We start from the raw sequence: 26,392 nt of genomic DNA, 5'->3' as shown, positions 1-26,392 counted from the left end.
CCTTGCGGCCCTGCCCCCTCCCAAAGGGAGACTTCCATGTCAAAGCGTGATTATTATGAAGTTCTCGGAGTGTCGAAGGGCGCGTCTGCGGAAGATCTGAAGAAGGCTTATCGCAAGAAGGCGAAAGAGCTTCACCCCGATCGCAATTCGGACAACCCCGACGCCGAAGCCCAGTTCAAAGAAGCGAACGAGGCTTACGACGTTCTGAAGGACGCCGATAAGAAAGCCGCCTATGACCGGTTTGGTCATGCCGCCTTCGACGGTGGTATGGGCGGTCGTCCCGGTGGCGGACATCCCGGCGGCAACGGCGATTTCGCCAGCGCGTTTTCCGATGTGTTCGACGACTTGTTCGGCGATTTCATGGGTGGTGGACGCGGCGGCGGTGCACGTGCGCAGCGTGGGTCTGACCTGCGCTATAATCTGCGTGTAACTCTGGAAGAGGCGTTTGCTGGTCTTCAGAAAACGATCAATGTGCCGACCTCGGTTTCTTGTGACGAATGCAGTGGCACCGGTGCCGAGGCCGGGGCTGAACCGACTGTATGTCCGACCTGCTCTGGCATGGGCAAGGTGCGTGCACAGCAAGGCTTCTTTACCGTTGAGCGCACCTGTCCGAACTGTCAGGGCACTGGCCAGAAGATCCAGAATCCCTGCAAAAGCTGCGGTGGCGCGGGTCGAAAGCATAAAGAACGCTCGCTGTCCGTGAACATTCCGGCAGGTGTTGAAACCGGCACGCGCATCCGCCTGTCTGGCGAAGGCGAGGCCGGACTGCGCGGTGGACCGACGGGTGATTTGTATATCTTCATCGAGGTGGCCGAGCATCCAATTTTCGACCGCGAAGGCCCGCACCTTCACTGCCGTGTGCCTGTTTCAATGGCCTCTGCGGCGCTGGGCGGTGACATCGAAGTGCCGACCATCGACGGCGGCCGGTCGCGTGTGAAAATCCCGGCGGGTAGTCAGTCGGGGCGGCAGATGCGTCTGCGGTCGAAAGGTATGCCGGGCCTACGAGGCGGACCGCGTGGCGATATGTATATCGAGCTTGCGGTGGAAACACCGGTGAACCTGACCACGAAGCAAAAAGAGCTGTTGCGCGATTTCGAAAAACTGTCGGAAGAGAACAACCCGGAAAGCTCGTCTTTCTTTACCAAAGTGAAGAGTTTCTGGGACAGCATGAAGGGCTAGCAACTAAAGGCTGTTAACCTTTCATTCACCACTTTTGGTGCAGTCTGCTCTCATGACCGAGAGCAGACAATTCCAATTCGATGAAATGCCCCAGGCGCTGTTTGACACAGACGAAGCGCCGGTGCTTCCAGTGGCGGTGAAGGACGGCAAGCTGCCATCTTACATCAAGGATCACCGCAAACGCCTGCGCGACCGGTTTATGGCCGGCGGGGCGCAGGCCATGCCGGATTATGAAATGCTGGAACTTGTGCTGTTCCGCGCCATTCCGCGACGGGATGTGAAGCCGCTGGCACGCTGCTTGCTGGACACATTCGGCGATTTCAACCGCGTGGTGACCGCCCCCGTGCAGCGCCTGCGCGATATACCGGGGATTGGTGATGCAGTGATCACCGAATTAAAGATCGTCGAAGCCGCCGCCCAACGCATGGCACGCAGTCGTGTCATTCAGCGGCATGTGATTTCATCTTGGGACGCGGTGCTGGATTATTGCCACACAACCATGGCCCATCGTGACACCGAACAGTTTCGGGTTCTGTTTCTTGATCGTAAAAACGTTCTGATCGCGGACGAGGCACAGGGGCAGGGCACCGTGGATCACGTGCCGGTTTATCCGCGCGAGGTTGTTAAGAGGGCGCTGGAACTGAATGCATCGGCAATCATCCTTGTGCACAATCACCCTTCGGGCGATCCCACGCCATCTGATAGCGATATTCAAATGACCCAGCAGGTGAACGACGCGGCAACCGCGCTTGGTCTGACACTGCATGACCATCTGATCATCGGAAAATCGACAGAGCTCAGCTTTCGCGGGTCGGGATATCTTTAAGATCAGTCGACCCAGATTTCGACCCGGCGATTGACGCTGCGCCCCCATGCGCTGTCGTCACAGGCCATGGGCATCGCTTCACCAAACGCATCGACCTGAAGATCAACGCGGGTGTCGTCGAAAGCCTCTAGCTGCGTCAAGACCTGCTTACGCACGGCCGTGGCGCGTTTAAGGGCCAGATCAAGGTTTTGTTCCGCTGCGCCCTGTCCATCAGAGAATCCGACAAACACCATCTGATGCCCGTCAAAACGACCACTTTCCAAGGCCTTGGCCAGCAACGCAACGTTGGAGCGGGAGGGCGCATCCAACCGGGTTGAACCCCCTTCAAACCGGAAACTGATCGACATGCGATCTTTGCCGTCAAATATGTTCACCATGCGCTTCAGCTCATCCAATGCCACTTCGTCCCCCGCCGCTGAGATGGCATTGGCCATACGATCCCCCTGATGCTGTATTGGAATACGTGTCAGCGCCTGATCGACAAACCCGGCCCGGCGAGTCACGAACTGTGCACTGTCCGTACGAAGATAGGAAAGGAACTCGCGCGCCAGAAGTGGTAGACGCCTTTCTGGAAGATACAGGTACATTGGCATGGTCAGTGGATAATCTTCCGACTTGATTGACCGGGCCGATGCCTGCACACGAAAGCCACAGGTGCCAGACAGTTGAACCACCTCGCCATTGCCGGGGCGCATGAAGGACGTGATTGCGATGCCAAACGGATCGCGTGCGATGGCATCGTTCAACGCCTTGGTCGATGGATGGAAACGCACGCGGTCCGACAGGCTAACACCGCTTGCGGCGATGACCTGCTGCATGAAGGCGGGACCAAAACCTTCTTCGATGTCCATCAGATAGGGTGTGATAGGGGCATCTTCGCCACCAAGCTCGCTCCAATTCCTGATCTTGCCGGCGTAGATCGCGGCCAGTTGCGCGATCGACAGCTTGGTCACCGGATTGCCCGGCGACACCACCGGCACCAGCGCATCCAACGCGATCACCCGACTTTGCCGTGCGATTTTTAGATCGCCAAGCCCGGCCTCGCGCGCCATGCTGCGTTCGCGGGTAGACGCTTGTCGCATCGACAGAACCATGTCGGCTTGCTGCCCCAAAAGGTCGGCAAACCCCTCCGCGCTTGTGGTCAGCTTGATCGTTATGCGTGCCTGTTCCTGCCCAGATGCCCCATCATACAACGTATAAAGTGTGCCGACACCCAACACCTCTTCGCGTTTAAGCGCATAGCCTTCACGCAGCGCGAAGCCTTCAACCAGGGCCGGGAACAGCACTTCACCCATCGTGTACGCGCCCGAGATGGTCAGCTCAGCCACAAACGGGCCAAGGCTGGGACACCCGGGCCCTTCGCAGGTGACGCCAGAGCTATCGACCGTCAGAATACCGAATTCGGTATCTACGCGGTAAAACTCGCCGTCGAAGGTCAGAAGAGTGCCCGTCAGCTCGATCGCGCCATCGCGTGAGGTCAGCGTCACGTCGTCAGCCAAAGCTGCATGGCCGGTTGCCAGCATCACAATTGCCATCGCGATGACCGCGCGCAAAATGTTCATGGCGCCCCCCAACCCGTGCAACCCCCTTGCGCAATCATCCGGATTGGCGCGTCGGATTTCAACCACTGATATTGTCAGCGTGTCCGATCAGGCCAGCCGACCGTGACAATGTTTGAACTTCTTGCCCGATCCGCAAGGGCAGGGATCGTTGCGCGACGGGTTGCCCCAACTGGCCGGATTGGATTCATCAAACCCGTCCTTGGCATCCTGCGCATTGTCTGCAGCCTGCGCCAGTGCCTGCTGTTGTTGGATCATTTGCTGCATCATCGCTTGCTGCTCGGCTTCGGACATCGGGCGAATCTGAGCAAGTTTATTGGTCACATCAGAGCGCAGGCTATCAAGCATACTCTCAAACAGTTGGAACGCTTCGTTCTTGTATTCGTTCAACGGGTCGCGTTGAGCATATCCACGGAACCCAACAACCGAGCGCAGGTGATCCAGCGTCAGAAGATGCTCGCGCCATTTGCTGTCAATGGTTTGCAACACCAACTGCTTCTCGATCGAGCGCATGGTCTCCGGCCCGAAATCTGCGGCCTTTTTCGCCATGAACTCATCCGAAGCGTTATAAAGCCGTTCGCGAATGCTGTCGTCGTCCACGCCTTCTTCTGCGGCCCAGTCGATCACCGGGGCTTCGAAGCCCAGATTCTCGATCACGGCCGCCTGCAAGCCTGCGGTATCCCATTGATCGGCATAAGATTTCGGCGGCATGTGAACATCGACCAGATCGTCGATGACCTGATGACGCATATCGCCTACGATCTCGGACAGGTCTTCGGCTTCCATGATTTCCAGACGCTGACCAAAGATCGCTTTCCGCTGATCATTCATCACGTCATCGAATTTCAGAAGCTGCTTACGAATATCGAAGTTGCGGCCTTCGACCTTGGCCTGCGCGCGCTCCAGCGATTTGTTCACCCATGGGTGAATGATCGCCTCGCCTTCTTTCATTCCAAGAGTGGACAGCACTTTTTCCAGCCGTTCGGATCCGAAAATGCGCATCAAGTCATCTTCCAATGACAGGAAGAAGGACGACCGACCGGGGTCACCCTGACGACCGGACCGGCCGCGCAGCTGATTGTCGATCCGGCGGCTTTCATGCCGTTCGGTAGCCAGAACGAACAGACCGCCGGCGTCTTTAACAGCTTGCTCATCCGCCTCGTGGGCGGCTTCAATCTTGGCGCGGATTTCATCGGGGTTGCCGTCGGGATCGGCGGCAATGGCCTCCATCACTTTGAATTCGACGTTGCCACCAAGTTTGATGTCGGTCCCACGCCCGGCCATGTTCGTGGCGATGGTCACAGACCCCAATTTACCCGCATCAGCCACAATCTGCGCTTCGCGCTCGTGCTGGCGCGCGTTCAGGACGTCATGCTTGATGCCAGCTTCGGTCAGAAGCTTGGACAGCTCCTCCGATTTTTCAATCGAGGTGGTGCCGACCAGCATGGGCTGGCCTTTCTCATTAGCCGTACGAATTTCTTCGACAACAGCGGCATATTTCTCGGCTGTTGTGCGGTAGACCGCATCGTGATCGTCCACACGTGCGATGGGCCGGTTGGTCGGAATTTCGACCACGCCCAGCTTATAGATTTCGTCGAACTCGTCGGCTTCGGTCAGCGCTGTGCCGGTCATACCGGATAGCTTATTATACAAACGGAAATAGTTCTGGAACGTCACCGAGGCCAGTGTCACATTCTCAGGCTGCGTCTTGCAGCCTTCCTTGGCTTCAATGGCCTGGTGCAGACCTTCGGACAGGCGGCGACCCGCCATCATGCGTCCGGTAAATTCGTCGATCAGCACAACCTCGCCATCGCGAACGATATAGTCTTTGTCGCGCTGAAACAGTTTGTGCGCGCGCAAGCCTTGGTTGACGTGGTGAACAATGGTGGTGCTTTCTGGGTCGTAAAGCGATTGGCCTTCCGGCAGCAAGCCATGGGCATGCAGGATTTCTTCGAGAAACTCGTTGCCTTCTTCGGAAAAAGTGGCGCCACGGTTCTTTTCGTCAATCGTGTAATGTTCTTCGGTCAGTTCGGGAATCAGTTTGTCGATAGTGACATATAGTTCTGATCGATCTTCCGACGGGCCGGAAATAATCAGAGGGGTTCGCGCTTCGTCGATCAGGATCGAATCGACCTCGTCCACAATCGCGAAGTTATGGCCACGCTGATACATGTCTTTTAGCTCGGATTTCATATTGTCGCGCAGATAATCGAATCCAAGCTCATTGTTGGTCGCATAGGTCACATCGCAGGCGTAAGCCGCGCGTTTCTCGTCATCCGGCTGATGCGGATAGACGACACCGGTGGTCAGCCCCAGCGCGCCATAGACCTTACTCATCCATTCTGCGTCACGTTTGGCCAGATAATCGTTTACCGTGACGATATGCACGCCCTCACCCGACAGTGCATTCAGATAGGCGGGGAAGGTCGCAACCAGTGTTTTACCTTCACCGGTTTTCATTTCGGCAATGTTGCCGCGGTGCAGGAAGATGCCGCCGATCAGCTGTGTGTCAAACGCACGCAGGCCCAGCGCACGTTTCGCAGCCTCGCGACAGTTGGCGAAGGCTTCAGGCAGGATCGCGTCCAGCTTCTCACCGTCCGCGATGCGTTTTTTGAGTTCTTCAGTCTTGGTGATGATGCCCTCATCCGTCAGGGCGGCATACTCATCCTCAAGCGCGTTGATTTTTTCGACGATCGGGCGGGTCGCTTTGATCATTCGGTCATTGGGAGTGCCAAAGACCTTACGCGCGATTTTTCCAAGCATGTTATTCTTGCCTCAATGCGGTTCTGACGCTGGTGTGACCAGAGGGAACTTGCCCGTCCCTGTCCAGCCCCCTATCTAGGGGCTCAAGAACCAGCGCTCTCAAGCCTTCAAGCGATGTAAGCGTCGGGTGTAAAACTGTCAATGTTGCCGGGGAAACCGGCCCGCTTTAAGGATAAAAACATGTTGAAACGCAACGCTCTTTTTCTGACCACCGCCTTGTCTGTTGGTCTGGCATTTCCGCTGAGCGCCCAAGATACCAGTACAACCGAGGCGCAAACTGAAAAGCCAGCGGTCGAAATGATTGACGTGACAGGTGATACCGTGGTCGCGACCGTCAACGGCGAAGACATCACAATGGCACATCTGGTCGCTGCACGGGCCAGCCTTCCGGAACAGTTTCAGCAACTGCCGGATGATGTTCTTCTGCCGGGCATTGTCGAGCAACTGATCCAACAGGCGGTTTTGGGGCAGGCGATGGGAGAACTCAGCCACCGTGCGGAAATTCGCCTGGAAAACCAGCGTCGTGAAATGGCTGCCAATGACAAAGTGGAAGAGGTGATGGAAAGCGCCGTTACTGACGAAGCGCTGCAAGCCGCCTATGACGCAGAATATGCGGACGCAGAGCCGACGCAGGAATTCAGCGCAGCACACATCCTTGTCGAGACCGAAGACAAGGCGAAAGAACTAATCGAAGAACTGAGCGGCGGTGCGGATTTCGCTGAACTGGCGAAAGAACACTCCACGGGCCCATCTGGCCCCGGTGGTGGCGATTTAGGCTGGTTTAGTGCCGGTATGATGGTCAAACCTTTCGAAGATGCGGTGATGGGAATGGAAGCCGGTGCCATCTCGGACCCCGTTCAGACCCAGTTTGGCTGGCATGTAATCAAGCTGAACGAAATCCGTATGAAAGGCGCGCCGACGCTGGACGATGTACGCAGCGAACTGACCATCAAAGTTGAAAACGACGCTGTCGAAACTGCCCTTAAGGCGCTTCTGGATGCTGCGAAAATTGACCGCATTGCGCTTGAGGGGATCGACCCGGCAAAATTGCGTGATATGACGCTTTTGGACCAATAATCCACAAAGGATGCGGGTATGGGAAAGACTGCAAAGATCAAGAAACTGAAGGCCAAGCTGAAGACGCTTAAAGCGCAGTTAAAGGCGGCTCAGACACATACCCACTCCGTCGCGCCGTTGGCGCCGAAATCCTTCCCGGATCTGCCCGTGGTTGCGGGTGCAAGGTTTTCGGCAGTCAAAGCGGGGGTGAAATACGCGGATCGACTGGATGTCATGCTGGCCGAATTGCAACCCGGCACCACCATCGCAGGTGTTTTTACCAAATCGGTCACCCGGTCAGCCCCTGTTTTGGACTGCCAATCCAAACTCGGGTCGGATGCCGCCGACGGTGCCGCCATTTTGGTCAATGCCGGTAATTCGAATGCGTTTACGGGTGCCGCAGGTGACGGTTCGGTTAACGCCATCACGAGCGAAGTTGCCAAGGCGCTGTCTGTGCCAAAAAACAGGGTCTATACCGCCTCAACAGGTGTTATTGGCGTGCCGCTGCCGCATGATCGCATCCTGGCACGGATTGACGAATTGAAAGGCACGCTAGTGCCCGATGGGTTGGAATTGGCCGCACAAGCCATCCGCACCACAGACACTTTCGCCAAAGGCGCCAAGGCCGAGGTCAAGATCGGTGATCAGACCGTTCACATAGCCGGTATTGCCAAAGGTTCGGGCATGATCGCACCAGACATGGCAACGATGCTGGTGTTTATCTTTACCGACGCCAAGGTGGCTCAGGATGATTTGCAATCTATGCTGTCAGACCTGACGGAAACAACATTCAACTGCATCACGGTCGACAGCGATACGTCTACGTCCGACTCGCTTTTGCTGGCGGCGACGGGTGCCTCAGATATCGAAGTCGCGAAAGACAATCAGGCTTTTCGATCTGCCCTGCATGGCGTGATGCTGGATCTGGCACATCAGGTGGTGCGCGACGGTGAAGGCGCAACCAAGTTTGTAGAAGTGCGCGTTACGGGTGCGAAATCCGATTCAGACGCCCGCACTCATGCCCTTGCGATTGCCAATTCTCCTTTGGTGAAGACAGCGATCGCAGGCGAAGATCCCAATTGGGGCAGGGTGGTCATGGCAATCGGAAAATCCGGCGCCTATGCCGAACGAGACAAATTGGCGATCCGGTTTGGCGACGTTCTGGTCGCGGAAAAAGGCTGGGTCTCGCCGCAATACCGCGAAGAGGATGGCGCGGACTATATGAAGCGAGACGATCTTGTTATCACCGTCGATTTGGGTGTTGGTGACGGCGCATCGTCTGTCTGGACATGCGATTTGACGCATGGCTACATCCAGATCAACGCCGACTATCGGTCATAAAGCGAAGCAGGGGCGCAGAATGAAGGTTGTTCTTGTCTCAGCCGTTGCGCTGATCGACCGTGATGGGCGGGTTTTGCTGGCTCAGCGACCTGAGGGAAAATCCATGGCAGGTCTGTGGGAATTTCCCGGCGGCAAGGTCGAACCCGGCGAAACACCCGAACATGCGCTGATCCGCGAGCTGAAAGAAGAGCTTGATATCAACACCTGGGCGTCATGCCTTGCGCCTTTGACCTTCGCTAGCCACAGCTATGAAGACTTCCATCTATTGATGCCCGTCTTTGCCTGTCGCAAGTGGGATGGCCAGCCAAAACCGCAGGAAGGTCAATCCCTTAGCTGGGCGCGTGTTAACCAATTACGTGATTATCCGATGCCACCAGCCGATCTGCCTCTGATCCCTGTTTTGCGGGACTGGCTATAAACCGCGCAGTTTATAACGAAAATGTGTCCAACTGCGAAATACCTGCTATGGTTGCGTCGAATCTATGCCTGTGAATTGGGAGAATTCAGATGCTGCGGACGATTGTGCTTGGAAGTTGTGTAATGGTTCAGGGTCAGTATGTGCGCGACCTTTCAGATGGACGTATCGTCGTTCAGGTGGAAGACCGTCTGTTTTCCGGTCGCCCGGTCGAGCAGCGCAAGGCGGCCGCTTGATCCACCAATAAATTTGCTTGTTGGCAAACGAAAAGGGGACGGCAAACCGTCCCCTTTGTTACATTCTGGTACTGGTGGGTGCTAGTCCAGCGTGCGCTCGACTTCTTCCCGTTCGAAGATCTCGATCACATCATTCGGGCGGATATCGTCATAGTTTTCAAACGCCATCCCGCACTCCTGACCTGACTGCACTTCTTTCACTTCGTCCTTGAAGCGCTTCAGTGTTTTCAGCGTACCTTCGTGGATCACCACGTTGTCACGCAGCAAACGCACACCAGCAGAACGACGCGCAACACCTTCGGTGACCAGACAACCGGCAACTTTGCCGACGCCAGACACTTTGAACACTTCGCGAATCTCGGCATAGCCGATGAAGTTCTCTCGCACCTCGGCGGACAAAAGACCCGACGCCGCTGCTTTCACGTCATCCACAAGATCGTAGATGATCGAATAATAGCGGATTTCGACACCCTTCTGGTTGGCCGAATTACGCGCCGATGCGTTCGCACGGACATTAAAGCCGATTACCGGAGCACCCGATGCTTCTGCCAGGCCGATATCGGATTCCGTGATCGCGCCCACACCATAGTGCAGGACGCGCACGCGCACTTCTTCGTTGCCGATCTTCTCCATCGCCTGAACGATGGCTTCGGCAGAGCCTTGAACATCGGCTTTGACCAGAATGGGCAGCTCGGCGACGTCTTCGTCGGCCTTAGCTTTTGCCATCATCTGTTCCAGCGTGGTCGCGGCACCTGCTGCGGCGCGCTTGTCCTTGGCGGCCTGTTCGCGATATTCAGCGATTTCGCGAGCCTGCGCTTCGGTGTCCACGACGTTCAGAACGTCACCTGCTTCGGGCGTGCCGTTCAGGCCAAGCACTTCGACCGGAACAGACGGCCCGGCTTCGGTAACGCGGTCACCCTGATCGTTTACCAATGCACGAACTTTACCGTATTGCTCGCCCACGACGAAGATATCGCCCTGCTTCAGCGTACCGTTCTGCACCAGTACGGTAGCAACTGGGCCACGGCCCACGTCAAGCTGTGCTTCGATCACGGCACCAGAAGCGGCGCGGTTCGGGTTGGCCTTCAGTTCAAGGATTTCAGCCTGAAGCGCGATGGCTTCCAGCAGTTCATCCAGACCTTGCCCGGTGATGGCCGACACTTCGACGTCTTGAACGTCGCCTGACATCTTCTCAACGATCACTTCGTGTTGCAAAAGCTCTGTGCGCACCTGATCAGGATTGGCAGCGGGTTTGTCACACTTGTTGATTGCCACAATCATCGGCACTTCGGCAGCCTTGGCGTGGTTTATCGCTTCGATGGTCTGCGGCATGACCGCATCATCGGCAGCCACAACCAGCACTACGATATCGGTAACCTGTGCCCCACGGGCACGCATCGACGTAAAGGCAGCGTGGCCGGGCGTATCCAGGAAAGACAGCACCGCGCCGCTATCGGTTTTGACCTGATAGGCCCCGATATGCTGGGTGATCCCACCGGCTTCGCCGGCTGTCACCTTGGCGTTCCGGATCGCATCCAGAAGCGAAGTCTTACCGTGGTCAACGTGACCCATGATGGTGATGACCGGCGGGCGATCAACAAGGTCTTCTTCCTTGTCCTCGACCTGATCAATCACGTCTTCAACATCTGCATCCGACACGCGCACGACCTTGTGGCCAAACTCTTCGATGATCAGTTCGGCGGTATCCGCGTCAATCGATTGATTCTGTGTGACCATCATGCCCATGTTCATCAGCGACTTAACGACATCCGCGACACGTTCGGCCATGCGGACGGCAAGCTCGGACACGACGATGGCTTCGGGCAATTGAACATCACGAATGACCTTTTCCCGATCAACCTGTTCACCCATTGCCTTTTGACGCGCGCGCTCCTGCTTGCGGCGCATCGAGGCGACCGAGCGGTGGCGATCACCACCGCCACGCAGGGCTTGGTTCAGCGTCAGCTTGCCAGAACGGCGACCATCGTCACGTGCGGCACCCTTGGTGTTGCGGTTCTGACGATCTGCGGCTGCACCACGGTCATCTTTCTTACGCGGACCTGACGGTGCTTTCCCGGCGCCACGCTGTTCGGCGGCTTGGGCGGCGGCAGGATCTGCGGCAGGCGCAGGCTGTTTTGCGGTCTTCTTGGCTTCCTCGGCATCGCGCTTCTTGCGTTCTTCCTCTTCAGCCTTTGCTTTCAGAGCTTCTTCGCGCTCACGCTCTTCGCGTTCTTTGGCTTCAGCCTCTTCGCGGCGGCGATTGCGCTCTTCCTCACGCGCTTTTTCTTCAGCAGCGCGAGTTTCTGCTTCTTCTGTTTCGCGGGCCTTGGCGGCCTGCAATGCTTTCATGCGACGCTCCAGCTCAGCATCCGAAATGCCGGCGGGGCGTTTCTTCGGATCGCCCGCCGCAGGAGAGGTCGCACCAGAACCCGATGCCGCACCCGGCTTGGGTACGACAACGCGCTTGCGTTTCGTTTCGACCACGACGTTCTTCGTCCGCCCGTGGCTAAAGCTTTGCTTCACCTGACCGGGGCGTCCACCGCCGCGCAGTCCAAGGGTCTTTTTGCCGTCATTATCGCTCATCTGGTCTTCGTACCTTTCCGGTGACCGTTGCCACCGTCGCTATCTTGCACGCGCATCGCTTGTAGTTTCTTGGCTTCCTCTACAACACGGGATGCCAAACCACCAGACGCAAGCGCGCCATGTATCACATTTTCACGCCCGAAGGCCATTCCCAGCTCATCCGCCGTCAGGCAGGTAAAGAACCGGTCGTAGCCGGGCGGTGGGCGAAGCTTTGATTTGCCCCGCTCGGAACCATCCGACGCCTGGATCAAGACCGCTGCCTGTTCTTTAACCAGCCAGTCTTTCACCTTCTCAAACCCAGCGACCGCACCCCCTGCTTTACGCGCAAGGCTGATCAGGTGGACCACGCGTGCCGCCAGACCCTTCTCAAGCATCGGCAGCAAATCACTGGGTACCGTCACCTGCTGTTTCGCCGCGCGGGAAAACAGCCCCTTGGTTGCGGCCTTCGTCAGTGCGGCGCGGTCTGCAGACACCCAGATTCCTCGTCCGGGCAGCTTGCCCAGAAGATCCGGCACAACCGACCCGTCTGGCCCCACGACAAATCGGATCATCCCGGCTTTTGGCTGGGTTTCTCCGGTCGCGATACAGCGCCGTTCCGGCTCCTCCGGCCGTTTGTTTTGACCACCGCGCGTCATGCGCCGCCTCTGAGACCTGAGATCAGGCCTCAGCCTCCTCGGTTTCTTCTTCCGCTTCATCGGTCTCAAGATCAGCTGGATCCACCCAACCCAAAAGGATGCGGGCGGTCATCACCATATCTTGTGCCTGCTCCAGCGTGACGCCGAATTTTTCAAGCGAGCCATCGTCTTTGGACCGCTCGCCATCGACAGTCGTCCAACCACCAGCCAATTCCCAGTCCGCACAGGTCGCGAAATCTTCCAAAGACTTCACGCCATCCTCGGCCAAGGCTTCGACCATCTGAGGTGTCAAACCTTCAAAAGCGATCAGGCTGTCTTCAACACCCAATGCGCGGGCGTTCTCCAGCGCCTTGGCATTCTGTGCTTCCAGATAGTCACGGGCGCGGGCCTGAAGCTCTTCCGCAGTGGCGTCATCGACACCGTCGATCACCAACAGTTCGTCAACTTCCACATAAGCAACCTCTTCCAGGTTTGCAAACCCTTCAGAAACAAGAAGCTGTGCGAAGAATTCATCCAGATCCAGCGTGTCCATGAACAGCTTGGTGCGCTCGGCGAATTCGGCCTGACGACGCTCGGATTCTTCGGCCTCGGTCATGATGTCGATGTCCAGACCCGTCAACTGCGAGGCCAAACGCACGTTCTGACCGCGGCGACCAATGGCCAGCGACAATTGCTCGTCCGGCACAACAACTTCGATCTTGCCCGCCTCTTCGTCCAGAACAACTTTTGAAACCTCAGCAGGCTGAAGCGCGTTCACAAGGAATGTCGGCTGGTCTTCGTTCCACGGAATGATGTCGATCTTTTCGCCCTGAAGCTCGTTAACAACGGCCTGTACGCGCGAACCGCGCATACCGACGCAGGCACCCACAGGATCAATCGAACCGTCATAGGAAATCACGGCAATTTTGGCACGCGAACCGGGGTCACGCGCGACTGCCTTGATCTCGATGATGCCATCATAGATTTCAGGCACTTCCATCTTGAATAGCTCGGCCATGAATTCCGGCGCGGTGCGGCTGAGGAAAATCTGCGGGCCACGGGCTTCGCGGCGCACATCCTTGATGTAGCAGCGGATGCGATCATTCGGGCGATAGGCTTCACGGCCGATCTTCTCGTTCCGGCGCAGGATGGCTTCGCCTGTGCCCACGTCGACGATGACGTTGCCATATTCTTCGCGTTTGACCTGACCGTTGATGATGGTGCCTGCGCGGTCCTTGAACTCTTCATACTGGCGATCACGCTCGGCTTCGCGAACCTTCTGCAAGATCACCTGCTTGGCGGACTGAGCAGCAATCCGGCCCATTTCAACCGGCGGCACTTCTTCAACGAATGTGTCACCGACCTTGGGATCGTCCATGTACTGTTTGGCCTGATCGACGGTGAATTCGGCTTGATAGTTCTCAAGATCTTCGTCTTCAACAACGGTGCGCACGCGGGTGAAGGTGGCGCGGCCCGTCTTGCGGTCGATGGCCACCCGGATATCCATTTCGGCGCCGTAACGCGACTTGGCGGCACGCGCGAGGCTTTCTTCCATCGCTTCGATGACCAGCGCCGGGTCGATCATCTTTTCACGCGCGACGGCCTCGGCGGTCTGGAGCAGCTCCAACTGGTTTGCAGAAGTAATTGCCATGGGTTCAGTCCTCCTCGGAACCGGTTATTTCTTGAATTTCGTCAAATTGCGTTTCGTCGATCTGACCCATGTCTTTGCGCTGGTTCAGAACTTTGCGAATAAGGTCATCTGTCAAGACCAGCTTGGCCTCTGACAGCCAATCAAAATCAAGCCCAATGGTGACTGTTTCACCTTTATTCTCAATCTCGATCAGCACGTCATTGCCGTCAACACCCGCCAATTCGCCCTTGAAGCGCTTGCGGCCGTCGATCAGTTCGGATGTTTCGATCTTGGCAATATAACCGCTCCAATCCGCAAAATCTTTCAGGCGGGTAAGGGGGCGATCAATACCGGGCGAGCCGACTTCGAGTGTATAGTTATCCTCAATCGGGTCTTCGACATCCAGCAACGCGCTGACGGCAGTGGAAATATCGGCACATTCATCGACTTCGATCCCGCCATCGGGCCGTTCAGCCATAATCTGCAAAGTGGGTGTCTTGCCGCCCATCAGACGCAGGCGCACAAGTTCAAATCCCATCCCTTCGATCACGGGCTGGACGATCTCGGCAAGACGCCGGTCTATGGCTGCTTTGGCAACAAGGTTGCTCACACGCATCTCCAAAACAAAAAAACGGGCCAGCGGGCCCGTCGGAATTTCCGGTGGAACTTCGGGGGTGGAGGCCGAAGCGCCGCTGTTGAAAGGGGATATAGGTCAGTTATAGGCGGGATGCAAGCTGAGTCTGCTACGCCCCCAATGTATCGCGCTGTCGGGCCAGTTTCTCCATCGTGCGGACCAATTCATCTGCGATGCCGCGCTCGGACAGCGCATGGCCTGCCATATGGATCATACGAAGGTCCGAGGACGGCCAGCGCTGATGAAGCTGCCAGGCGGTGGTCGGCGGGCAAATCATGTCATGCCGACCCTGCACTATGGTGCCGGGAATATGCGCGATCTTGGGCAAATCTCGTAATATCTGGCCATCCGCCTCAAGAAACGCGCCGTGGGTGAAATAGTGGTTTTCCAGCCGGGCGAAGGCGCGGGCGTAGTCCGCTGGGCTGTCGATCATCGTGCCGGTGTTGTTGATCGACGCCAGCGCGTTTTCCCAGCCGGTCCAAGCCTTGGCATACCGCGCCTCTTCTCCCGACTTACCCGAAAACAGACGCCGGTTATAGGCAGCGATCATGTCGTGTCTCTCGTCTTCGGGAATCAGACTTTCGAAGCGTTCCCACAATTCGGGCCAAAACCGCCCAGCGCCGCCACCATAGAACCACGTCAGTTCGGCCTGCGTTGCCATGAACACACCGCGCAACACCAGCCACGCCACGCGGGATGGGTGCGATTGCGCATAGATCAACGCCAGCGTTGCGCCCCAAGAACCACCGAACACGACCCAGCGATCAATACCAAGGGTCAGTCGGATATGTTCGATATCCTGAACAAGATGCCATGTGGTGTTAGCCTCGATGCTGGCATGGGGGCGCGAACGACCACAGCCGCGCTGATCAAACAGGATGATACGATAATCCTCTGGGTTGAAAAACCGCCGCATCGCAGGCGACGATCCACCCCCCGGCCCGCCATGAAACACAACGACGGGGATGCCGTGCGGATTGCCGCTTTGTTCGACATAGATCCGGTGCCCATCACCCACATCCAGCATACGCCGATCAAACGGGTCGATCGGGGGGTGTAGCCGGGGCGTGGCGTTGTTTTTTCCTGCGGCCTTGTCCATATGTCATCTATATATTGACACGGCCGCGCCCGCCAACAGAAAGAAAGTCGCCCTTGATGAGTGCTGACACCCAAACCACCGTTGACCCCGCCGAAGTTGCCAAATTCGAAGCCATGGCTGCCGAATGGTGGGATCCGACCGGCAAGTTCAAGCCATTGCACATGATGAACCCGGTGCGTCTGGATTACATCACGAACCAGATTGCTGCCGAATTTGGTCGCGATTTGGTCGAGATTAAGCCCTTCAAGGGCCTGCGAATTCTGGATATCGGCTGCGGCGGGGGGCTGCTGTCTGAACCAATGGCCCGCTTGGGGGCCGAAGTTGTCGGCGCAGACGCGGCTGCGGGTAATATTCCGGTTGCTCAGGTTCACGCCGAACAGATGGGGCTGGACATAGATTATCGCCACACCACCGCCGAGGCGCTGGCCGATGCAGGCGAGCAGTTTGACGTGATTCTGAATATGGAAGTGGTCGAACATGTGGCCGACCCGCTGGCCTATTTGACTGCCTGCCGGAAGCTGCTGAAACCGGGCGGATTGATGATCGCATCGACAATCAATCGCAATCCAAAAAGCTTTATGGTTGCCATCGTGGGGGCAGAACATGTCATGCGCTGGCTGCCCAAGGGCACGCATGAATGGTCGAAATTCATCACCCCGGATGAACTGGCTGATCTGATCGCCAAGGCGGGACTGACCGAGGTTGACCGCAAAGGAATGGTGTTCAACCCGCTAGGGTGGAGCTGGTCAATCTCGGACCGCGACCTGACGGTCAACTATGCGATGGCAAGCGTGAAGCCAAAGGCTTAATGCGGCGGTCGATAAACGCTCATCGTCGTTTCAGCCAATTCAAACCCCGCGCGGCGATACAGCCGCCCAGCATCACTGTCTGAATGGGCGACAATGACAGGCAGTGCCTTCGACGCGCGCGCCCTAGCCCAATCCAGACTGGCACACAACAGCGCCGAACATACCCCGCGCCGCCGATAGTTTTCATGCGTCTGGACCGATTGATAGCGGATTAGTTTGTCATCGTGAAAGATCCCCATATCCCCGACCAGCCGATCATCGTCGAATGCACCGAACCACTGCCCAAGACCATTGGAGATTTGCGTTCGGCGAGAAAGGGTTTTCTGGCGAAGATAGTTGTCCATGCCGCGCACGGGTGCGCCGTCCTTGATCAGATCGACCTTTGAAATCGCCGCGCTCTGTGCCCAGTCTTTGGCGCTGGTCAGCGGGCGTATTGTCAGACCATCAGGGGTTTGCGCCCGGTTCAGATCACCGCATAAAGCCAAAGTGTCAGATTGTTCGATGCGCAGCCCTGATCCGTCGAACACCTTTGCAACACTGTCACGCGGCAGGTTTGGGATATCCCACCCAATACAAATATGATGAGCAGAAGGAACATCCGCAGAGAACTGCTCGATCAACGCGTTTGCATCTGTTGGCGGTTCGCAGAAGATCACACGATTGCCAAACCAGAAATTCGGCTCATCCGGGGTGGTCTGCACGATACGATCATCATAGTGCGCTACATTGGTTTGACCCGCCTGAACCAAAAGGTCGGTGGCAAACTCAAGCGACTTCATTCGATATCACTGAGCAACTGGCGCATCTCGCGCAGGACCGGCAAGGCATTGCGCACCCTGTCTGTGCCAATCTTCGTGACCATGTTGCCGATGATCGGTGTAATCGCATGAAGCGCCGCATCCCGCGCGGCGCGGCCCGAGGGCGAGATCGTCACGAATTTGCGCCGCGCATCGTCCCAGTCCGGACGGATATGCACATGCCCTGCCCATTCCAGCTTGTTCAGCGTGTTGGTCATTGCACCACGCGTCACATGAAAAGCCTTTGCCAACTGTGCCGGGCTTTTTTCTTCGTTCAGCCGCGCTAGATGGTTCAGCACAGAGAAATGGCTCAGCTCCATCCCCTTGGGCAGCGCCTTTGACAGGCGGTTGCGCGCCAGTTGGTCGGCCATGAACATTTCACTGAACAGGGCGACCGAAAGGGTATCAACCGAGCTTTCTGACATCATGGGCCCTCAAATTCACGATCATGGTCAAGCGACGGCACGCGTCGGCGCGACCTTCCCACGTCCTCAAGGTCAAGATCAACCATTGTGATGCCAGGCTCATTCCCGCCATCGGCCAGAACCTCGCCCCAGGGCGAAACAATCAAAGAATGCCCATGCGTCGCACGCTTCGGCCCGTTTTGTCCGCATTGCGCTGGGGCCAGAATGAACACACCATTTTCAATCGCGCGGGCCCGCAGCAGACTTTCCCAATGCGCCTTGCCGGTGACAGGCGAAAACGCGGCAGGCGCGGTGATGATGGTCGCGCCTGCTTTGGCGAGCCTGCGAAACAGATGTGGAAAGCGCATATCGTAGCAGATGGACAACCCGATCTTGCCAAAAGGCGTGTCTGCCAAAACCGCACGCGCGCCGGGGCGAAAGGCAGCGCTTTCGCGATAGGATTCGGTCGCGTCAATTTCGACATCGAACATGTGGATCTTATCATATCGCGCGGCGATCTTGCCCTCAGGCGTGATCAGGAACGACCGGTTGGCAAAGCAACCGTCAGCATCGCCGGTTTTCAGTGCGAGCGACCCGATCAGAAGCCATATGCCCAGCGCGGCGGCATCATCCCGCATCGTGTTCAGAAACGGATCATCCGCCTCTTTGTGCAAAACTTGTGCCTGGTATTTGCGGCTGGTGGACAAGATATTGCTGACCTCTGGCGTCAAAACAAACTCGGCTCCAGCCTCGACGGAGTCACGAACCATGCGGCGCACCGTCGTCAGGTTCGTGTCCGGATCCTCGCCTGCTGTGAACTGGATAAGAGCTGTCTTCATGCACTAACCCGCCAGCAAAGGGTCAAGTTTACCCTGACGCTCCAACGCTGCCAGATCGTCATATCCGCCCACATGTGTGTCTCCGACGAAGACCTGTGGCACCGTGTGCCGGCCATTTGCCCGCTGCATCATCTCTTGCCGCTTGTCCGGGTTCATCATCACGTCAATCTCGTCAAATGACACGTCTTTACTGTTCAAAAGACGCTTAGCCGCGTGGCAATATCCGCAAAGTTGCGAGGTATAAATGGTGACAGACTGCATGGGTGGCTCCGTATCATGACAGGCCAGGGCGGCCAGAACGTCCGAAACCTATGCGCCCCGTGTCACGCGGGCAAGGGTAAGCACATTTACGTGATCCGCGCCCGCTGCAAAACAGGCGCGCGTGGCGGCATCAAAACTGGCCCCCGACGTCATGACATCATCCAACAAAAGCACCTTTCGCCCAGCAAGTGAGCCACCCCGCTTTGGGTGCGGACCGATTGCCCCCTGCATGTTGGCGAACCGTGCGTCGATATCCATTCCGTCATGAGGGCGTGTCCGCTTTGTCCGCTGAAGCGCATCAGGGATGTGCTTGATATTTAAAGCCCGCGCCAGAAACCGAGCAAGCTCGGCTGATTGATTGTATCGCCGTCGCAACAGCCGCGTCCAATGGATCGGCATCGGCACGATCAGGGTGTCGGGACAGGTTAAAGGGATCGCAGAACGGACCAGCCAAGGGGCAGCGGCACGGGCAAGTTCAGGCCGATCGCCGTGCTTCAAGGCCAGAACCAATCGCCGCGCGTTACCATCATAGACCATCGCGGCCCGACCCTGTTGCCAAGGCCGGTTTGCAGCGAGACACGCGTCGCAATGGGCTGGCGTTCCGTCATCCTCACCAGGCAGGGGATCGCCACAGAGATCACAGACCAGACCTTCAACAAACGGAGTCTCGCGCCAGCATTGACCGCAGAGCGCAAAATTAGCGTCCGTGGGTGCATCGCAACTGACGCATTGCGGAGGATACAGAACGCCAAGCGCCGATTGCATTTTCCAACCTTCCATCTATGGTCCGCGCCCATGATACAGACCGATCCCAATTCTCCGCCCCGATTGACCGATCCTGCTCAGCTTGCCCGCAATCGCAGTCGCGCCACGCTGGACGGGTTGTTTTTGCAAAACCTCGCGGCGGATGAGGTTAAGGATCGCCTGACAGAGGTTAACAGAACGTTTACCAAACCCGCTGTCGTGACAGGTTTTCCGGAAACCTGGGGACGTGCCTTCCCCGAGGCCAAAGTAGTAGAAGATAACGATACGATCGACCTTGAAGTCGGCGCACATGATCTGGTGATCCACGGTCTTTCGCTGCATTGGGCAAATGATCCGGTCGGGCAATTGATTCAGGCCAAACGCGCGCTGGTGCCAGATGGGCTGTTCCTTGGCGTGCTGTTTGGCGGCCAGACCCTGGCCGAACTGCGCGCCGTGCTGGCCGAAGTCGAGATCGAAATGACGGGCGGCCTGTCCCCCCGTATCCTGCCGATGGGTGAAATTCGCGATCTTGGCGCATTGCTGCAACGTGCAGGCTTCGCGCTGCCTGTGGCCGATAGCGATCTGCGCCAAGTCACATATCCCGATGCCACCGCCCTGATCCGCGATCTGCGCCTGATGGGAGAGCGAAATGCGCTGGATCAGAGACTGCTAAAGCCGCTGTCGCGAAGCTTCCTTACCATAGTCAATGATCGGTATGCCCAACACTTCGGGGCAGAAGATGGACGTGTGTCCGCCAGCTTCGATCTGGTCTTTCTGACCGGCTGGGCGCCCGATGACAGCCAGCCTAAACCGCTACGCCCCGGATCCGCCGCCGCGCGGCTGGCCGATGCGTTGGGCACGGACGAGACCAAATTGACCGATTGACACCTCTTCCTCAGCCCGCGATTGATCCAAGGTGAGAAACGGAGCGTAGACATGATCATGAAGAAGCCAGCTGACCACCCCACACTGCCTGCCCGCAAGGTCGGCGTTCTGTTTGCCAACCTCGGCACGCCAGATGGTTATGATTATTGGTCGATGCGCCGCTATCTGAATGAGTTTCTGTCAGACAAGCGCGTGATCGACTATCCCGCGTGGAAATGGCAGCCGATCTTGCAAGGAATCATTCTAACCAAACGCCCCTTTTCATCAGGCGAAGCGTATAAGTCGATCTGGAACGAAGAACAGGGCGAAAGCCCCCTGATGACGATCACCAAGCAACAGATTATCAAGCTGCGCGCCGGGTTAGAAAAGCGGTTTGGCACAGAAATAGTCACTGATTTCTGTATGCGCTATGGCAACCCATCGACCAAGTCGAAGGTGCAGGATATGGTGGCTGCGGGCTGTGATCGCATCCTGTTCTTCCCGCTGTATCCACAATACGCGGGCGCCACGATGGGCACCGCGAACGACCAGTTCTTCCGCGCCCTGATGGACGAAACATGGCAACCCGCCAGCCGCACGATCCCGCCCTATTTCGACGACCCCGCCTATATCGACGCGCTGGCCCAGTCAGTAGAACGCGGATATGCGGCGATGGAAAAGAAGCCCGATCTGCTGGTCGTATCCTATCACGGAATGCCGGAACGCTATCTGCAACAGGGCGATCCGTATCATTGCCAATGCCAGAAAAGCACGCGCTTGCTGAAAGAGCGGCTGGGCTGGAATGATGACGACATCACCACAACGTTCCAATCGGTCTTTGGGCCGGAAGAATGGTTGAAGCCCTATACGGTGGAAGAGGTCGCACGGCTGGCCAAGGCCGGCAAGAAGAACATCGCGGTGATCGCCCCGGCCTTCTCGGCCGATTGCATCGAGACGCTTGAGGAGATCCAGGAAGAAATCCAGGAAGCGTTTGTCGAGGCAGGGGGCGAGAGCTTCACCTACATCCCCTGCCTGAACGACGACGACGCACATATCGCGGCGCTGATGGGTGTGGCGGAACGAAACCTGGCCGGGTGGTTGGAATAGTCTCTAATCCACCTGCCAACCGCGTTTTCGCAGGATGCGCAGGATCTGATCCTCGCAATCCTCGGCATCCGCCTTAATCGCGTTCAGCATCGTGAACCAATAAAGATAGCGGTCGAAGTCCGGCCTCATGGTTTGGACCGCATCAAACGCCCCTTGCACGCCAAGCGGGTGCACATTGGCGGCAACGTGATGGAAATCGATCCGGCTGAACAACACGGCAGGCTTTCCAAAGAAGAACCCGAACAATGCGGCGGATGAGTTTTGTGTCACCACGAAACGGCATCTGGCAAGGGCATCGTTCATCTGCCCGGTCGCGAGCATGATGCTCGGGTAGCGCGACACAAGATCGTTCAGCGCCTTGTGTTCGGCCTGGGTGTAAACCTCGGCAGGGTGAAGGGTCGCAAGAATAGGTGTATCGGGAAAACAGGTCGCCACCTGGGTCAACATCTCAACCGGGCTGGCGGCCTGAAAACTGCGCTGCTGTAGCAGCCGTCCTTGCAACGGGATGTAGATCGGACCGTCACGTGTCACTCGTGACGCGGCACCCTTGAACAACCACTTGCGCCAATTGTCTGCCCAATCTCGGGCAACATCGGGATTAATCACGTTGGGGTCAAAATCCTTCTCTGCAACCTCGAACTCCCAACGCTTGGCCGTGGCCTCTATCCGCCAGAACGGATAGAAATAGCTGCGCCGCAAGGTCAATGCGTTGGCGTGCAGCGGATCGTCCATCAGAAACAGCGCATAGCCATTGCGGGCGGCGGATGCCAAACGCTCCAAGTCACTATTCTTGCGGTATTCGATCCGAAACCCGCGGTTCTCCAACGCGACTGCAATCTTATTGACCACGTTAAACTTACCATTCCGGGCGCGTTGCAGCGGCTCGGGATCAAGATAGACACGGAGGATTTTGGCAACCGACATGCTCGCACGCTAGCCCCCGATCTGGAGAAGAACAAGCCGGGGTGCTTGTCTGACCTGCCACCCGCGTCCATATAGGGTGAAGATTAACGGAGGCAACATGGCAGAAACGGATTTTCCCGGTTGGCACGGCACAACGATCATTGGCGTGCGTAGGGGTGGCAAAGTGGTAATAGCAGGCGACGGACAGGTTAGTCTTGGCCAGACCGTCATCAAAGGCACGGCGCGCAAGGTGCGTAAATTGTCACCGGGCGGGTTTGATGTGGTCGCGGGGTTTGCCGGATCCACCGCGGATGCCTTCACTTTGCTGGAACGTTTGGAAAAGAAGCTTGAGGCGACACCGGGGCAGCTTGCCCGCGCCTCTGTCGAGCTTGCGAAAGACTGGCGCACGGACAAATATCTGCAAAAGCTCGAAGCCATGCTGATCGTGACAGACGGCAAAGAGCTTCTTGTGATCACTGGCGCGGGCGACGTGCTGGAACCGGAGCATGACGTGGCCGCGATCGGATCAGGTGGCAACTTTGCGCTAGCCGCGGCGCGGGGTCTGATGGAAACCGATCTGGATGCAGAAGCCCTGGCGCGCAAGGCGATGGCAATTGCCGCTGACATCTGCGTTTACACCAACGGCAACCTGACAGTTGAGGAGATCAGCGCATGACCGACCTGACCCCCCGCGAAATCGTCAGCGAGCTGGATCGCTATATCATCGGGCAAAAAGACGCCAAGCGCGCGGTCGCCGTGGCGCTGCGCAACCGTTGGCGGCGCAGGCAATTGACCGATGATCTGCGCGACGAGGTTTACCCCAAGAACATCCTGATGATCGGCCCCACCGGAGTCGGCAAGACCGAAATCAGCCGCCGCCTGGCCAAGCTTGCCCGCGCACCTTTCATCAAGGTAGAAGCGACGAAGTTTACCGAGGTCGGCTATGTCGGGCGCGATGTTGAGCAGATCGTGCGTGATCTGGTGGACGCGGCGATCATGCAAACCCGCGAACACATGCGCGAGGACGTGAAAGCCCGCGCCGAAGCTGCTGCCGAAGATCGGGTAATCGAGGCCATTGCCGGCACTGACGCGCGCGAAAACACGCGCGAGATGTTCCGCAAAAAGCTGCATTCAGGCGAGCTGGACGACCACGAGGTCGAACTGGAGATTGCAGACAGTTCGAACCCGATGCAAATGCTCGATGTGCCCGGCCAGCCGGGACAAGGCATGGGAATGCTGAATCTGGGCGACATGTTCGGAAAGGCGTTCGGCCAGCGCACCGTGAAGAAGAAGATGACCGTTCGCGACAGCTATGACATTCTGATCTCGGACGAGGCAGATAAGTTGCTGGACGATGAAACCGTTACCCGCGCCGCGCTGGAATCAGTAGAGCAAAATGGCATCGTCTTTCTGGACGAGATCGACAAAGTTTGTGCGAAATCGGACGCGCGTGGAGCCGATGTCAGCCGCGAGGGTGTGCAGCGCGATCTGCTGCCGCTGATCGAAGGCACGACTGTTTCCACCAAGCATGGCGCGGTGAAAACCGATCATATCCTGTTCATTGCTTCTGGCGCATTTCATGTCGCCAAGCCCTCGGACTTGCTGCCCGAGCTTCAGGGTCGCCTGCCTATTCGCGTCGAGCTTCGTGCGCTGACGGAAGAAGATTTCGTGCGTATTCTGACAGAAACAGACAATGCGCTGACACGACAATACACGGCACTTATGGACACCGAAGAGGTGACGGTCGAGTTCACTGAGAACGGCATTGCCGCACTGGCCAGCATAGCGGCCGAGGTGAACCAAAGTGTCGAAAACATTGGTGCGCGGCGGCTTTACACCGTGCTTGAACGTGTGTTCGAAGAACTGAGCTTCACCGCGCCGGACCGCGCTGGCGACAAGGTCGTGGTCGACAAGGCTTTCGTGGATCAAAACCTTGGTGAGCTGATGACCGCCACAGATGTGAGCCGCTACATGCTTTGATGTCTATGCAGACATCAAATCCTCGGGTATCCAAGGGCGGAACCCGAGGAGCCACACGTGCGTATTGTTCATCACCTTGTCATTGTCTTGCTGCTTGCCTCCTGTGCGCCGCGCGGGAAGATCACGCTATTTGAAGGCGCGGCAAAAATCGGCGATTTACAGCGTATCTATGTCGGCACGACGCGCGAAATGGACGAGCAAGGTTTTCCAAGCGGCAACCGCAGTCGCGACTTGGTCTTCGGTCGCTACGACGTTTCGGTTCCGCGCGACCGTGAGCCGGGAAGCATCGAATGGCCGCGACGCAAAACACCCGACCCGTCAACGCATTTTCTGTTGGACAGCTTTTTGCCCCTGACTACACAAGGTGATTTCCGAACCGCGCTGCGCGGCGAGCTTGCGCACAGACGGGCCGAACAGCGCACGGCCATTATTTTCGTGCACGGCTTCAACAACAACTTTGCAGAGGGGTTGTATCGGTTTGCGCAGATTTCCGAAGATCTGGATTTGCCGTTCCTGCCCGTTCATTATTCCTGGCCCAGCGCCGGGCATCCTTTGGGCTATGGGTATGACCGTGACTCGATGCTGATTGCGCGCGACGGGTTGGAGGCGACGATCCGGGCGGTTTCGGAAGCTGGCGCAGACGAGATTCTGCTGGTCGGGCATTCGATGGGTGCACTACTGGCGATGGAAACGATGCGCCAGATGACCATCGCCGATGGCCAAAATGGATTGCGCAAGATCAGTGGCGTTATTCTGATCTCGCCCGACATTGATATTGACGTCTTCCGCGCTCAGGCTGATCGGATCGGCAAACTGCCGCAGCCGTTTTACATTTTCTCTTCAACTCGCGACATCGCGCTGCGTCTGTCGGCCAGTCTGACCGGACAAACCGCGCGCTTGGGCAACACAACCGATGTGCAGAAGCTGGCCGCGCTTGATGTGACCATGGTCGATATTTCCGCATTTAGCGATGGCAAGATCGACCACGCAACTGCCCTGGCTTCGCCGTCCTTCCTGCGCCTGTTGCAGAAAGTACCGGACCTTGGTGCAGCCTATGGGGGCGATCCATCCACACGTGTTGGGCTCATCCCCGGCACTGTCTTGGTGGTGCAAAATGCGACGCGCCTGATTGTGACACCCATTACGCAATAGCGATCAGCGGCGTCTGCGCAGATAGACGTAGTACGCCCCCTGACCGCCATGCTTCAAATGCGCCTCGGTTATTTGCAAAACATACTGCTTTAGCGGCATAGTGTTCAGCCAGTGCGGCACCTGATGACGCAACACGCCGTGCCGCACCGGAATAGGCCCGCCATCGTCACGATGCTTACCCTTGCCAGTAATCACCAGAACCAACCTGCGATCGGCAGCGGCCGCATCAAGTATGAACCGTATCAGAACGGGATGCGCTTGCGCGATGGTCATTCCGTGCAAGTCAATCCGCGATTCGGGCGACAAGCGCCCCTTTTTCATCTTGCCGAATGTCTTGCGATCCATCGACACAGGCTGGCTGGCAACGCTGTTGGATAAGGACGGTGCAAGATCATGGGGCAGGGCGTTTGGCTTGGTGTTCTGCCCAACTTGAAACGCCGGGTGGCACGCTTTCGGCTGCGGTTTTTTCGTCAAAGGCGAGTTTGCCGCAGGCAATTCGACCAGCGGACGGGCAGCGTGCATCCGCTCGGTGCTGTCCGCCACCTTTTTCCAAAGCGCTTTGTCTTCGGCGCTCAGATGTCTGGGGCGGCGGGCCAT

Annotated in this window: 26 protein-coding genes; 12 read left to right on the top strand and 14 right to left on the bottom strand. The window is 57.3% G+C overall.

The window, feature by feature from the left end; all coding sequences use genetic code 11:
* Window positions 1-36: 36 nt before the first annotated feature.
* Together dnaJ and radC are read left to right on the top strand one after the other, a co-directional pair.
* Window positions 37-1,179, top strand: coding sequence for a molecular chaperone DnaJ (gene dnaJ / locus MWU51_RS14010; protein WP_247038100.1), 1,143 nt, complete (start codon window positions 37-39; stop codon window positions 1,177-1,179).
* Between the two features lie 52 nt (window positions 1,180-1,231).
* Window positions 1,232-2,005 carry a DNA repair protein RadC gene (gene radC / locus MWU51_RS14005; RefSeq protein ID WP_247038098.1) on the top strand — a complete coding sequence of 258 codons (774 nt, stop codon included), beginning with the start codon at window positions 1,232-1,234 and terminating at the stop codon, window positions 2,003-2,005.
* A 2-nt stretch (window positions 2,006-2,007) separates the two neighbouring features.
* Here radC and MWU51_RS14000 read toward each other — a convergent pair whose 3' ends face one another.
* Both MWU51_RS14000 and secA read right to left on the bottom strand, forming a co-directional pair.
* On the bottom strand, window positions 2,008-3,567 hold the full coding sequence (locus tag MWU51_RS14000; protein WP_247038096.1) for a phosphate ABC transporter substrate-binding/OmpA family protein: 1,560 nt from the start codon (window positions 3,565-3,567) through the stop codon (window positions 2,008-2,010).
* 87 nt (window positions 3,568-3,654) lie between these two features.
* Complete coding sequence (secA, locus tag MWU51_RS13995; RefSeq protein WP_247038094.1) at window positions 3,655-6,327, bottom strand: preprotein translocase subunit SecA; 2,673 nt, start codon at window positions 6,325-6,327, stop codon at window positions 3,655-3,657.
* Window positions 6,328-6,507: 180 nt separating this feature from the next.
* Between secA and MWU51_RS13990 the strand changes: the two genes are divergently transcribed.
* From MWU51_RS13990 to MWU51_RS13975, 4 genes are all read left to right on the top strand, one after another.
* Window positions 6,508-7,404: a peptidylprolyl isomerase gene (locus MWU51_RS13990; protein ID WP_247038092.1), complete on the top strand. Its 897-nt coding sequence runs from the start codon at window positions 6,508-6,510 to the stop codon at window positions 7,402-7,404.
* Window positions 7,405-7,422: 18 nt separating this feature from the next.
* Window positions 7,423-8,724 carry a bifunctional glutamate N-acetyltransferase/amino-acid acetyltransferase ArgJ gene (argJ, locus tag MWU51_RS13985; protein WP_247038090.1) on the top strand — a complete coding sequence of 434 codons (1,302 nt, stop codon included), beginning with the start codon at window positions 7,423-7,425 and terminating at the stop codon, window positions 8,722-8,724.
* 19 nt (window positions 8,725-8,743) lie between these two features.
* The gene (gene mutT, locus MWU51_RS13980) at window positions 8,744-9,142 is read left to right on the top strand and encodes an 8-oxo-dGTP diphosphatase MutT (protein ID WP_247038088.1); all 399 of its coding nucleotides are present in this window, start codon (window positions 8,744-8,746) and stop codon (window positions 9,140-9,142) included.
* An 89-nt stretch (window positions 9,143-9,231) separates the two neighbouring features.
* Window positions 9,232-9,375: a hypothetical protein gene (locus tag MWU51_RS13975; protein ID WP_247038086.1), complete on the top strand. Its 144-nt coding sequence runs from the start codon at window positions 9,232-9,234 to the stop codon at window positions 9,373-9,375.
* A gap of 81 nt (window positions 9,376-9,456) precedes the next feature.
* Here the strand turns inward: MWU51_RS13975 and infB are convergent, their stop codons facing one another.
* The 5 genes from infB to pip form a co-directional block, all read right to left on the bottom strand.
* Window positions 9,457-11,958, bottom strand: a complete 2,502-nt coding sequence (gene infB, locus MWU51_RS13970) for a translation initiation factor IF-2 (protein WP_247038084.1) — start codon at window positions 11,956-11,958, stop codon at window positions 9,457-9,459.
* The gene (locus MWU51_RS13965) at window positions 11,955-12,593 is read right to left on the bottom strand and encodes an RNA-binding protein (protein WP_247038082.1); all 639 of its coding nucleotides are present in this window, start codon (window positions 12,591-12,593) and stop codon (window positions 11,955-11,957) included. The genes infB and MWU51_RS13965 overlap by 4 nt, the downstream gene beginning before the upstream one ends.
* A gap of 22 nt (window positions 12,594-12,615) precedes the next feature.
* Window positions 12,616-14,223, bottom strand: a complete 1,608-nt coding sequence (nusA, locus tag MWU51_RS13960) for a transcription termination factor NusA (protein ID WP_247038080.1) — start codon at window positions 14,221-14,223, stop codon at window positions 12,616-12,618.
* 4 nt (window positions 14,224-14,227) lie between these two features.
* The gene (rimP, locus tag MWU51_RS13955) at window positions 14,228-14,812 is read right to left on the bottom strand and encodes a ribosome maturation factor RimP (RefSeq protein WP_247038078.1); all 585 of its coding nucleotides are present in this window, start codon (window positions 14,810-14,812) and stop codon (window positions 14,228-14,230) included.
* Between the two features lie 133 nt (window positions 14,813-14,945).
* Window positions 14,946-15,935, bottom strand: coding sequence for a prolyl aminopeptidase (gene pip, locus MWU51_RS13950; RefSeq protein WP_247038076.1), 990 nt, complete (start codon window positions 15,933-15,935; stop codon window positions 14,946-14,948).
* A 56-nt stretch (window positions 15,936-15,991) separates the two neighbouring features.
* On the opposite strand from pip, the gene ubiG reads away from it, so the two are divergent.
* Window positions 15,992-16,744 (top strand): bifunctional 2-polyprenyl-6-hydroxyphenol methylase/3-demethylubiquinol 3-O-methyltransferase UbiG, encoded by a 753-nt coding sequence (ubiG, locus tag MWU51_RS13945; RefSeq protein WP_247038074.1) that lies wholly within the window; start codon window positions 15,992-15,994, stop codon window positions 16,742-16,744.
* Here ubiG and MWU51_RS13940 read toward each other — a convergent pair.
* The 5 genes from MWU51_RS13940 to MWU51_RS13920 are packed head-to-tail and all read right to left on the bottom strand — an operon-like array spanning window position 16,741 to window position 19,825.
* Window positions 16,741-17,523, bottom strand: a complete 783-nt coding sequence (locus tag MWU51_RS13940; protein WP_247038072.1) for a GNAT family N-acetyltransferase — start codon at window positions 17,521-17,523, stop codon at window positions 16,741-16,743. The genes ubiG and MWU51_RS13940 overlap by 4 nt on opposite strands.
* Window positions 17,520-17,966 carry a MarR family transcriptional regulator gene (locus tag MWU51_RS13935; protein ID WP_247038858.1) on the bottom strand — a complete coding sequence of 149 codons (447 nt, stop codon included), beginning with the start codon at window positions 17,964-17,966 and terminating at the stop codon, window positions 17,520-17,522. Before MWU51_RS13935 ends, MWU51_RS13940 begins: the two co-directional genes overlap by 4 nt.
* A complete protein-coding gene (locus tag MWU51_RS13930) occupies window positions 17,966-18,784 on the bottom strand; it encodes a carbon-nitrogen hydrolase family protein (protein ID WP_247038070.1) in 819 nt (272 codons plus the stop codon). Before MWU51_RS13930 ends, MWU51_RS13935 begins: the two co-directional genes overlap by 1 nt.
* 3 nt (window positions 18,785-18,787) lie before the next feature.
* Window positions 18,788-19,045 (bottom strand): glutaredoxin 3, encoded by a 258-nt coding sequence (gene grxC / locus MWU51_RS13925; protein WP_247038068.1) that lies wholly within the window; start codon window positions 19,043-19,045, stop codon window positions 18,788-18,790.
* A 48-nt stretch (window positions 19,046-19,093) separates the two neighbouring features.
* Window positions 19,094-19,825, bottom strand: coding sequence for a ComF family protein (locus tag MWU51_RS13920; RefSeq protein WP_247038066.1), 732 nt, complete (start codon window positions 19,823-19,825; stop codon window positions 19,094-19,096).
* 15 nt (window positions 19,826-19,840) lie between these two features.
* On the opposite strand from MWU51_RS13920, the gene MWU51_RS13915 reads away from it, so the two are divergent.
* Window positions 19,841-20,674, top strand: a complete 834-nt coding sequence (locus MWU51_RS13915; protein ID WP_247038064.1) for an SAM-dependent methyltransferase — start codon at window positions 19,841-19,843, stop codon at window positions 20,672-20,674.
* 51 nt (window positions 20,675-20,725) lie between these two features.
* Window positions 20,726-21,760, top strand: coding sequence for a ferrochelatase (hemH, locus tag MWU51_RS13910; RefSeq protein ID WP_247038062.1), 1,035 nt, complete (start codon window positions 20,726-20,728; stop codon window positions 21,758-21,760).
* Window positions 21,761-21,763: 3 nt separating this feature from the next.
* Here hemH and MWU51_RS13905 read toward each other — a convergent pair whose 3' ends face one another.
* Window positions 21,764-22,684: a hypothetical protein gene (locus MWU51_RS13905; protein ID WP_247038060.1), complete on the bottom strand. Its 921-nt coding sequence runs from the start codon at window positions 22,682-22,684 to the stop codon at window positions 21,764-21,766.
* 97 nt (window positions 22,685-22,781) lie between these two features.
* Between MWU51_RS13905 and hslV the strand changes: the two genes are divergently transcribed.
* The 3 genes from hslV to MWU51_RS13890 are packed head-to-tail and all read left to right on the top strand — an operon-like array spanning window position 22,782 to window position 25,795.
* Entirely contained in the window at window positions 22,782-23,339 is a 558-nt protein-coding gene (hslV, locus tag MWU51_RS13900) for an ATP-dependent protease subunit HslV (protein WP_247038058.1), read from the top strand.
* Window positions 23,336-24,643, top strand: coding sequence for an ATP-dependent protease ATPase subunit HslU (gene hslU, locus MWU51_RS13895; protein WP_247038056.1), 1,308 nt, complete (start codon window positions 23,336-23,338; stop codon window positions 24,641-24,643). Before hslV ends, hslU begins: the two co-directional genes overlap by 4 nt.
* A 57-nt stretch (window positions 24,644-24,700) precedes the next feature.
* Window positions 24,701-25,795, top strand: coding sequence for an alpha/beta fold hydrolase (locus MWU51_RS13890; protein ID WP_247038054.1), 1,095 nt, complete (start codon window positions 24,701-24,703; stop codon window positions 25,793-25,795).
* A 3-nt stretch (window positions 25,796-25,798) separates the two neighbouring features.
* On the opposite strand, the gene MWU51_RS13885 is transcribed toward MWU51_RS13890, so the two are convergent.
* Complete coding sequence (locus MWU51_RS13885) at window positions 25,799-26,392, bottom strand: Smr/MutS family protein (protein ID WP_247038052.1); 594 nt, start codon at window positions 26,390-26,392, stop codon at window positions 25,799-25,801.

This window comes from Aliiroseovarius sp. F47248L (assembly GCF_023016085.1).
Lineage (GTDB): Bacteria > Pseudomonadota > Alphaproteobacteria > Rhodobacterales > Rhodobacteraceae > Aliiroseovarius.
Note: the sequence above shows the minus strand (reverse complement) of the source record. Positions and strands in the feature narration are given on the sequence as shown.

Coding starts and splice junctions, on each gene's coding strand:
- dnaJ (WP_247038100.1), top strand. CDS start 37: ATGTCAAAGCGTGATTATTATGAAGTTCTCGGAGTGTCGAAGGGCGCG.
- radC (WP_247038098.1), top strand. CDS start 1,232: ATGACCGAGAGCAGACAATTCCAATTCGATGAAATGCCCCAGGCGCTG.
- MWU51_RS14000 (WP_247038096.1), bottom strand. CDS start 3,567: ATGAACATTTTGCGCGCGGTCATCGCGATGGCAATTGTGATGCTGGCA.
- secA (WP_247038094.1), bottom strand. CDS start 6,327: ATGCTTGGAAAAATCGCGCGTAAGGTCTTTGGCACTCCCAATGACCGA.
- MWU51_RS13990 (WP_247038092.1), top strand. CDS start 6,508: ATGTTGAAACGCAACGCTCTTTTTCTGACCACCGCCTTGTCTGTTGGT.
- argJ (WP_247038090.1), top strand. CDS start 7,423: ATGGGAAAGACTGCAAAGATCAAGAAACTGAAGGCCAAGCTGAAGACG.
- mutT (WP_247038088.1), top strand. CDS start 8,744: ATGAAGGTTGTTCTTGTCTCAGCCGTTGCGCTGATCGACCGTGATGGG.
- MWU51_RS13975 (WP_247038086.1), top strand. CDS start 9,232: ATGCTGCGGACGATTGTGCTTGGAAGTTGTGTAATGGTTCAGGGTCAG.
- infB (WP_247038084.1), bottom strand. CDS start 11,958: ATGAGCGATAATGACGGCAAAAAGACCCTTGGACTGCGCGGCGGTGGA.
- MWU51_RS13965 (WP_247038082.1), bottom strand. CDS start 12,593: ATGACGCGCGGTGGTCAAAACAAACGGCCGGAGGAGCCGGAACGGCGC.
- nusA (WP_247038080.1), bottom strand. CDS start 14,223: ATGGCAATTACTTCTGCAAACCAGTTGGAGCTGCTCCAGACCGCCGAG.
- pip (WP_247038076.1), bottom strand. CDS start 15,935: ATGGACAAGGCCGCAGGAAAAAACAACGCCACGCCCCGGCTACACCCC.
- ubiG (WP_247038074.1), top strand. CDS start 15,992: ATGAGTGCTGACACCCAAACCACCGTTGACCCCGCCGAAGTTGCCAAA.
- MWU51_RS13940 (WP_247038072.1), bottom strand. CDS start 17,523: ATGAAGTCGCTTGAGTTTGCCACCGACCTTTTGGTTCAGGCGGGTCAA.
- MWU51_RS13935 (WP_247038858.1), bottom strand. CDS start 17,966: ATGTCAGAAAGCTCGGTTGATACCCTTTCGGTCGCCCTGTTCAGTGAA.
- MWU51_RS13930 (WP_247038070.1), bottom strand. CDS start 18,784: ATGAAGACAGCTCTTATCCAGTTCACAGCAGGCGAGGATCCGGACACG.
- grxC (WP_247038068.1), bottom strand. CDS start 19,045: ATGCAGTCTGTCACCATTTATACCTCGCAACTTTGCGGATATTGCCAC.
- MWU51_RS13920 (WP_247038066.1), bottom strand. CDS start 19,825: ATGGAAGGTTGGAAAATGCAATCGGCGCTTGGCGTTCTGTATCCTCCG.
- MWU51_RS13915 (WP_247038064.1), top strand. CDS start 19,841: ATGATACAGACCGATCCCAATTCTCCGCCCCGATTGACCGATCCTGCT.
- hemH (WP_247038062.1), top strand. CDS start 20,726: ATGATCATGAAGAAGCCAGCTGACCACCCCACACTGCCTGCCCGCAAG.
- MWU51_RS13905 (WP_247038060.1), bottom strand. CDS start 22,684: ATGTCGGTTGCCAAAATCCTCCGTGTCTATCTTGATCCCGAGCCGCTG.
- hslV (WP_247038058.1), top strand. CDS start 22,782: ATGGCAGAAACGGATTTTCCCGGTTGGCACGGCACAACGATCATTGGC.
- hslU (WP_247038056.1), top strand. CDS start 23,336: ATGACCGACCTGACCCCCCGCGAAATCGTCAGCGAGCTGGATCGCTAT.
- MWU51_RS13885 (WP_247038052.1), bottom strand. CDS start 26,392: ATGGCCCGCCGCCCCAGACATCTGAGCGCCGAAGACAAAGCGCTTTGG.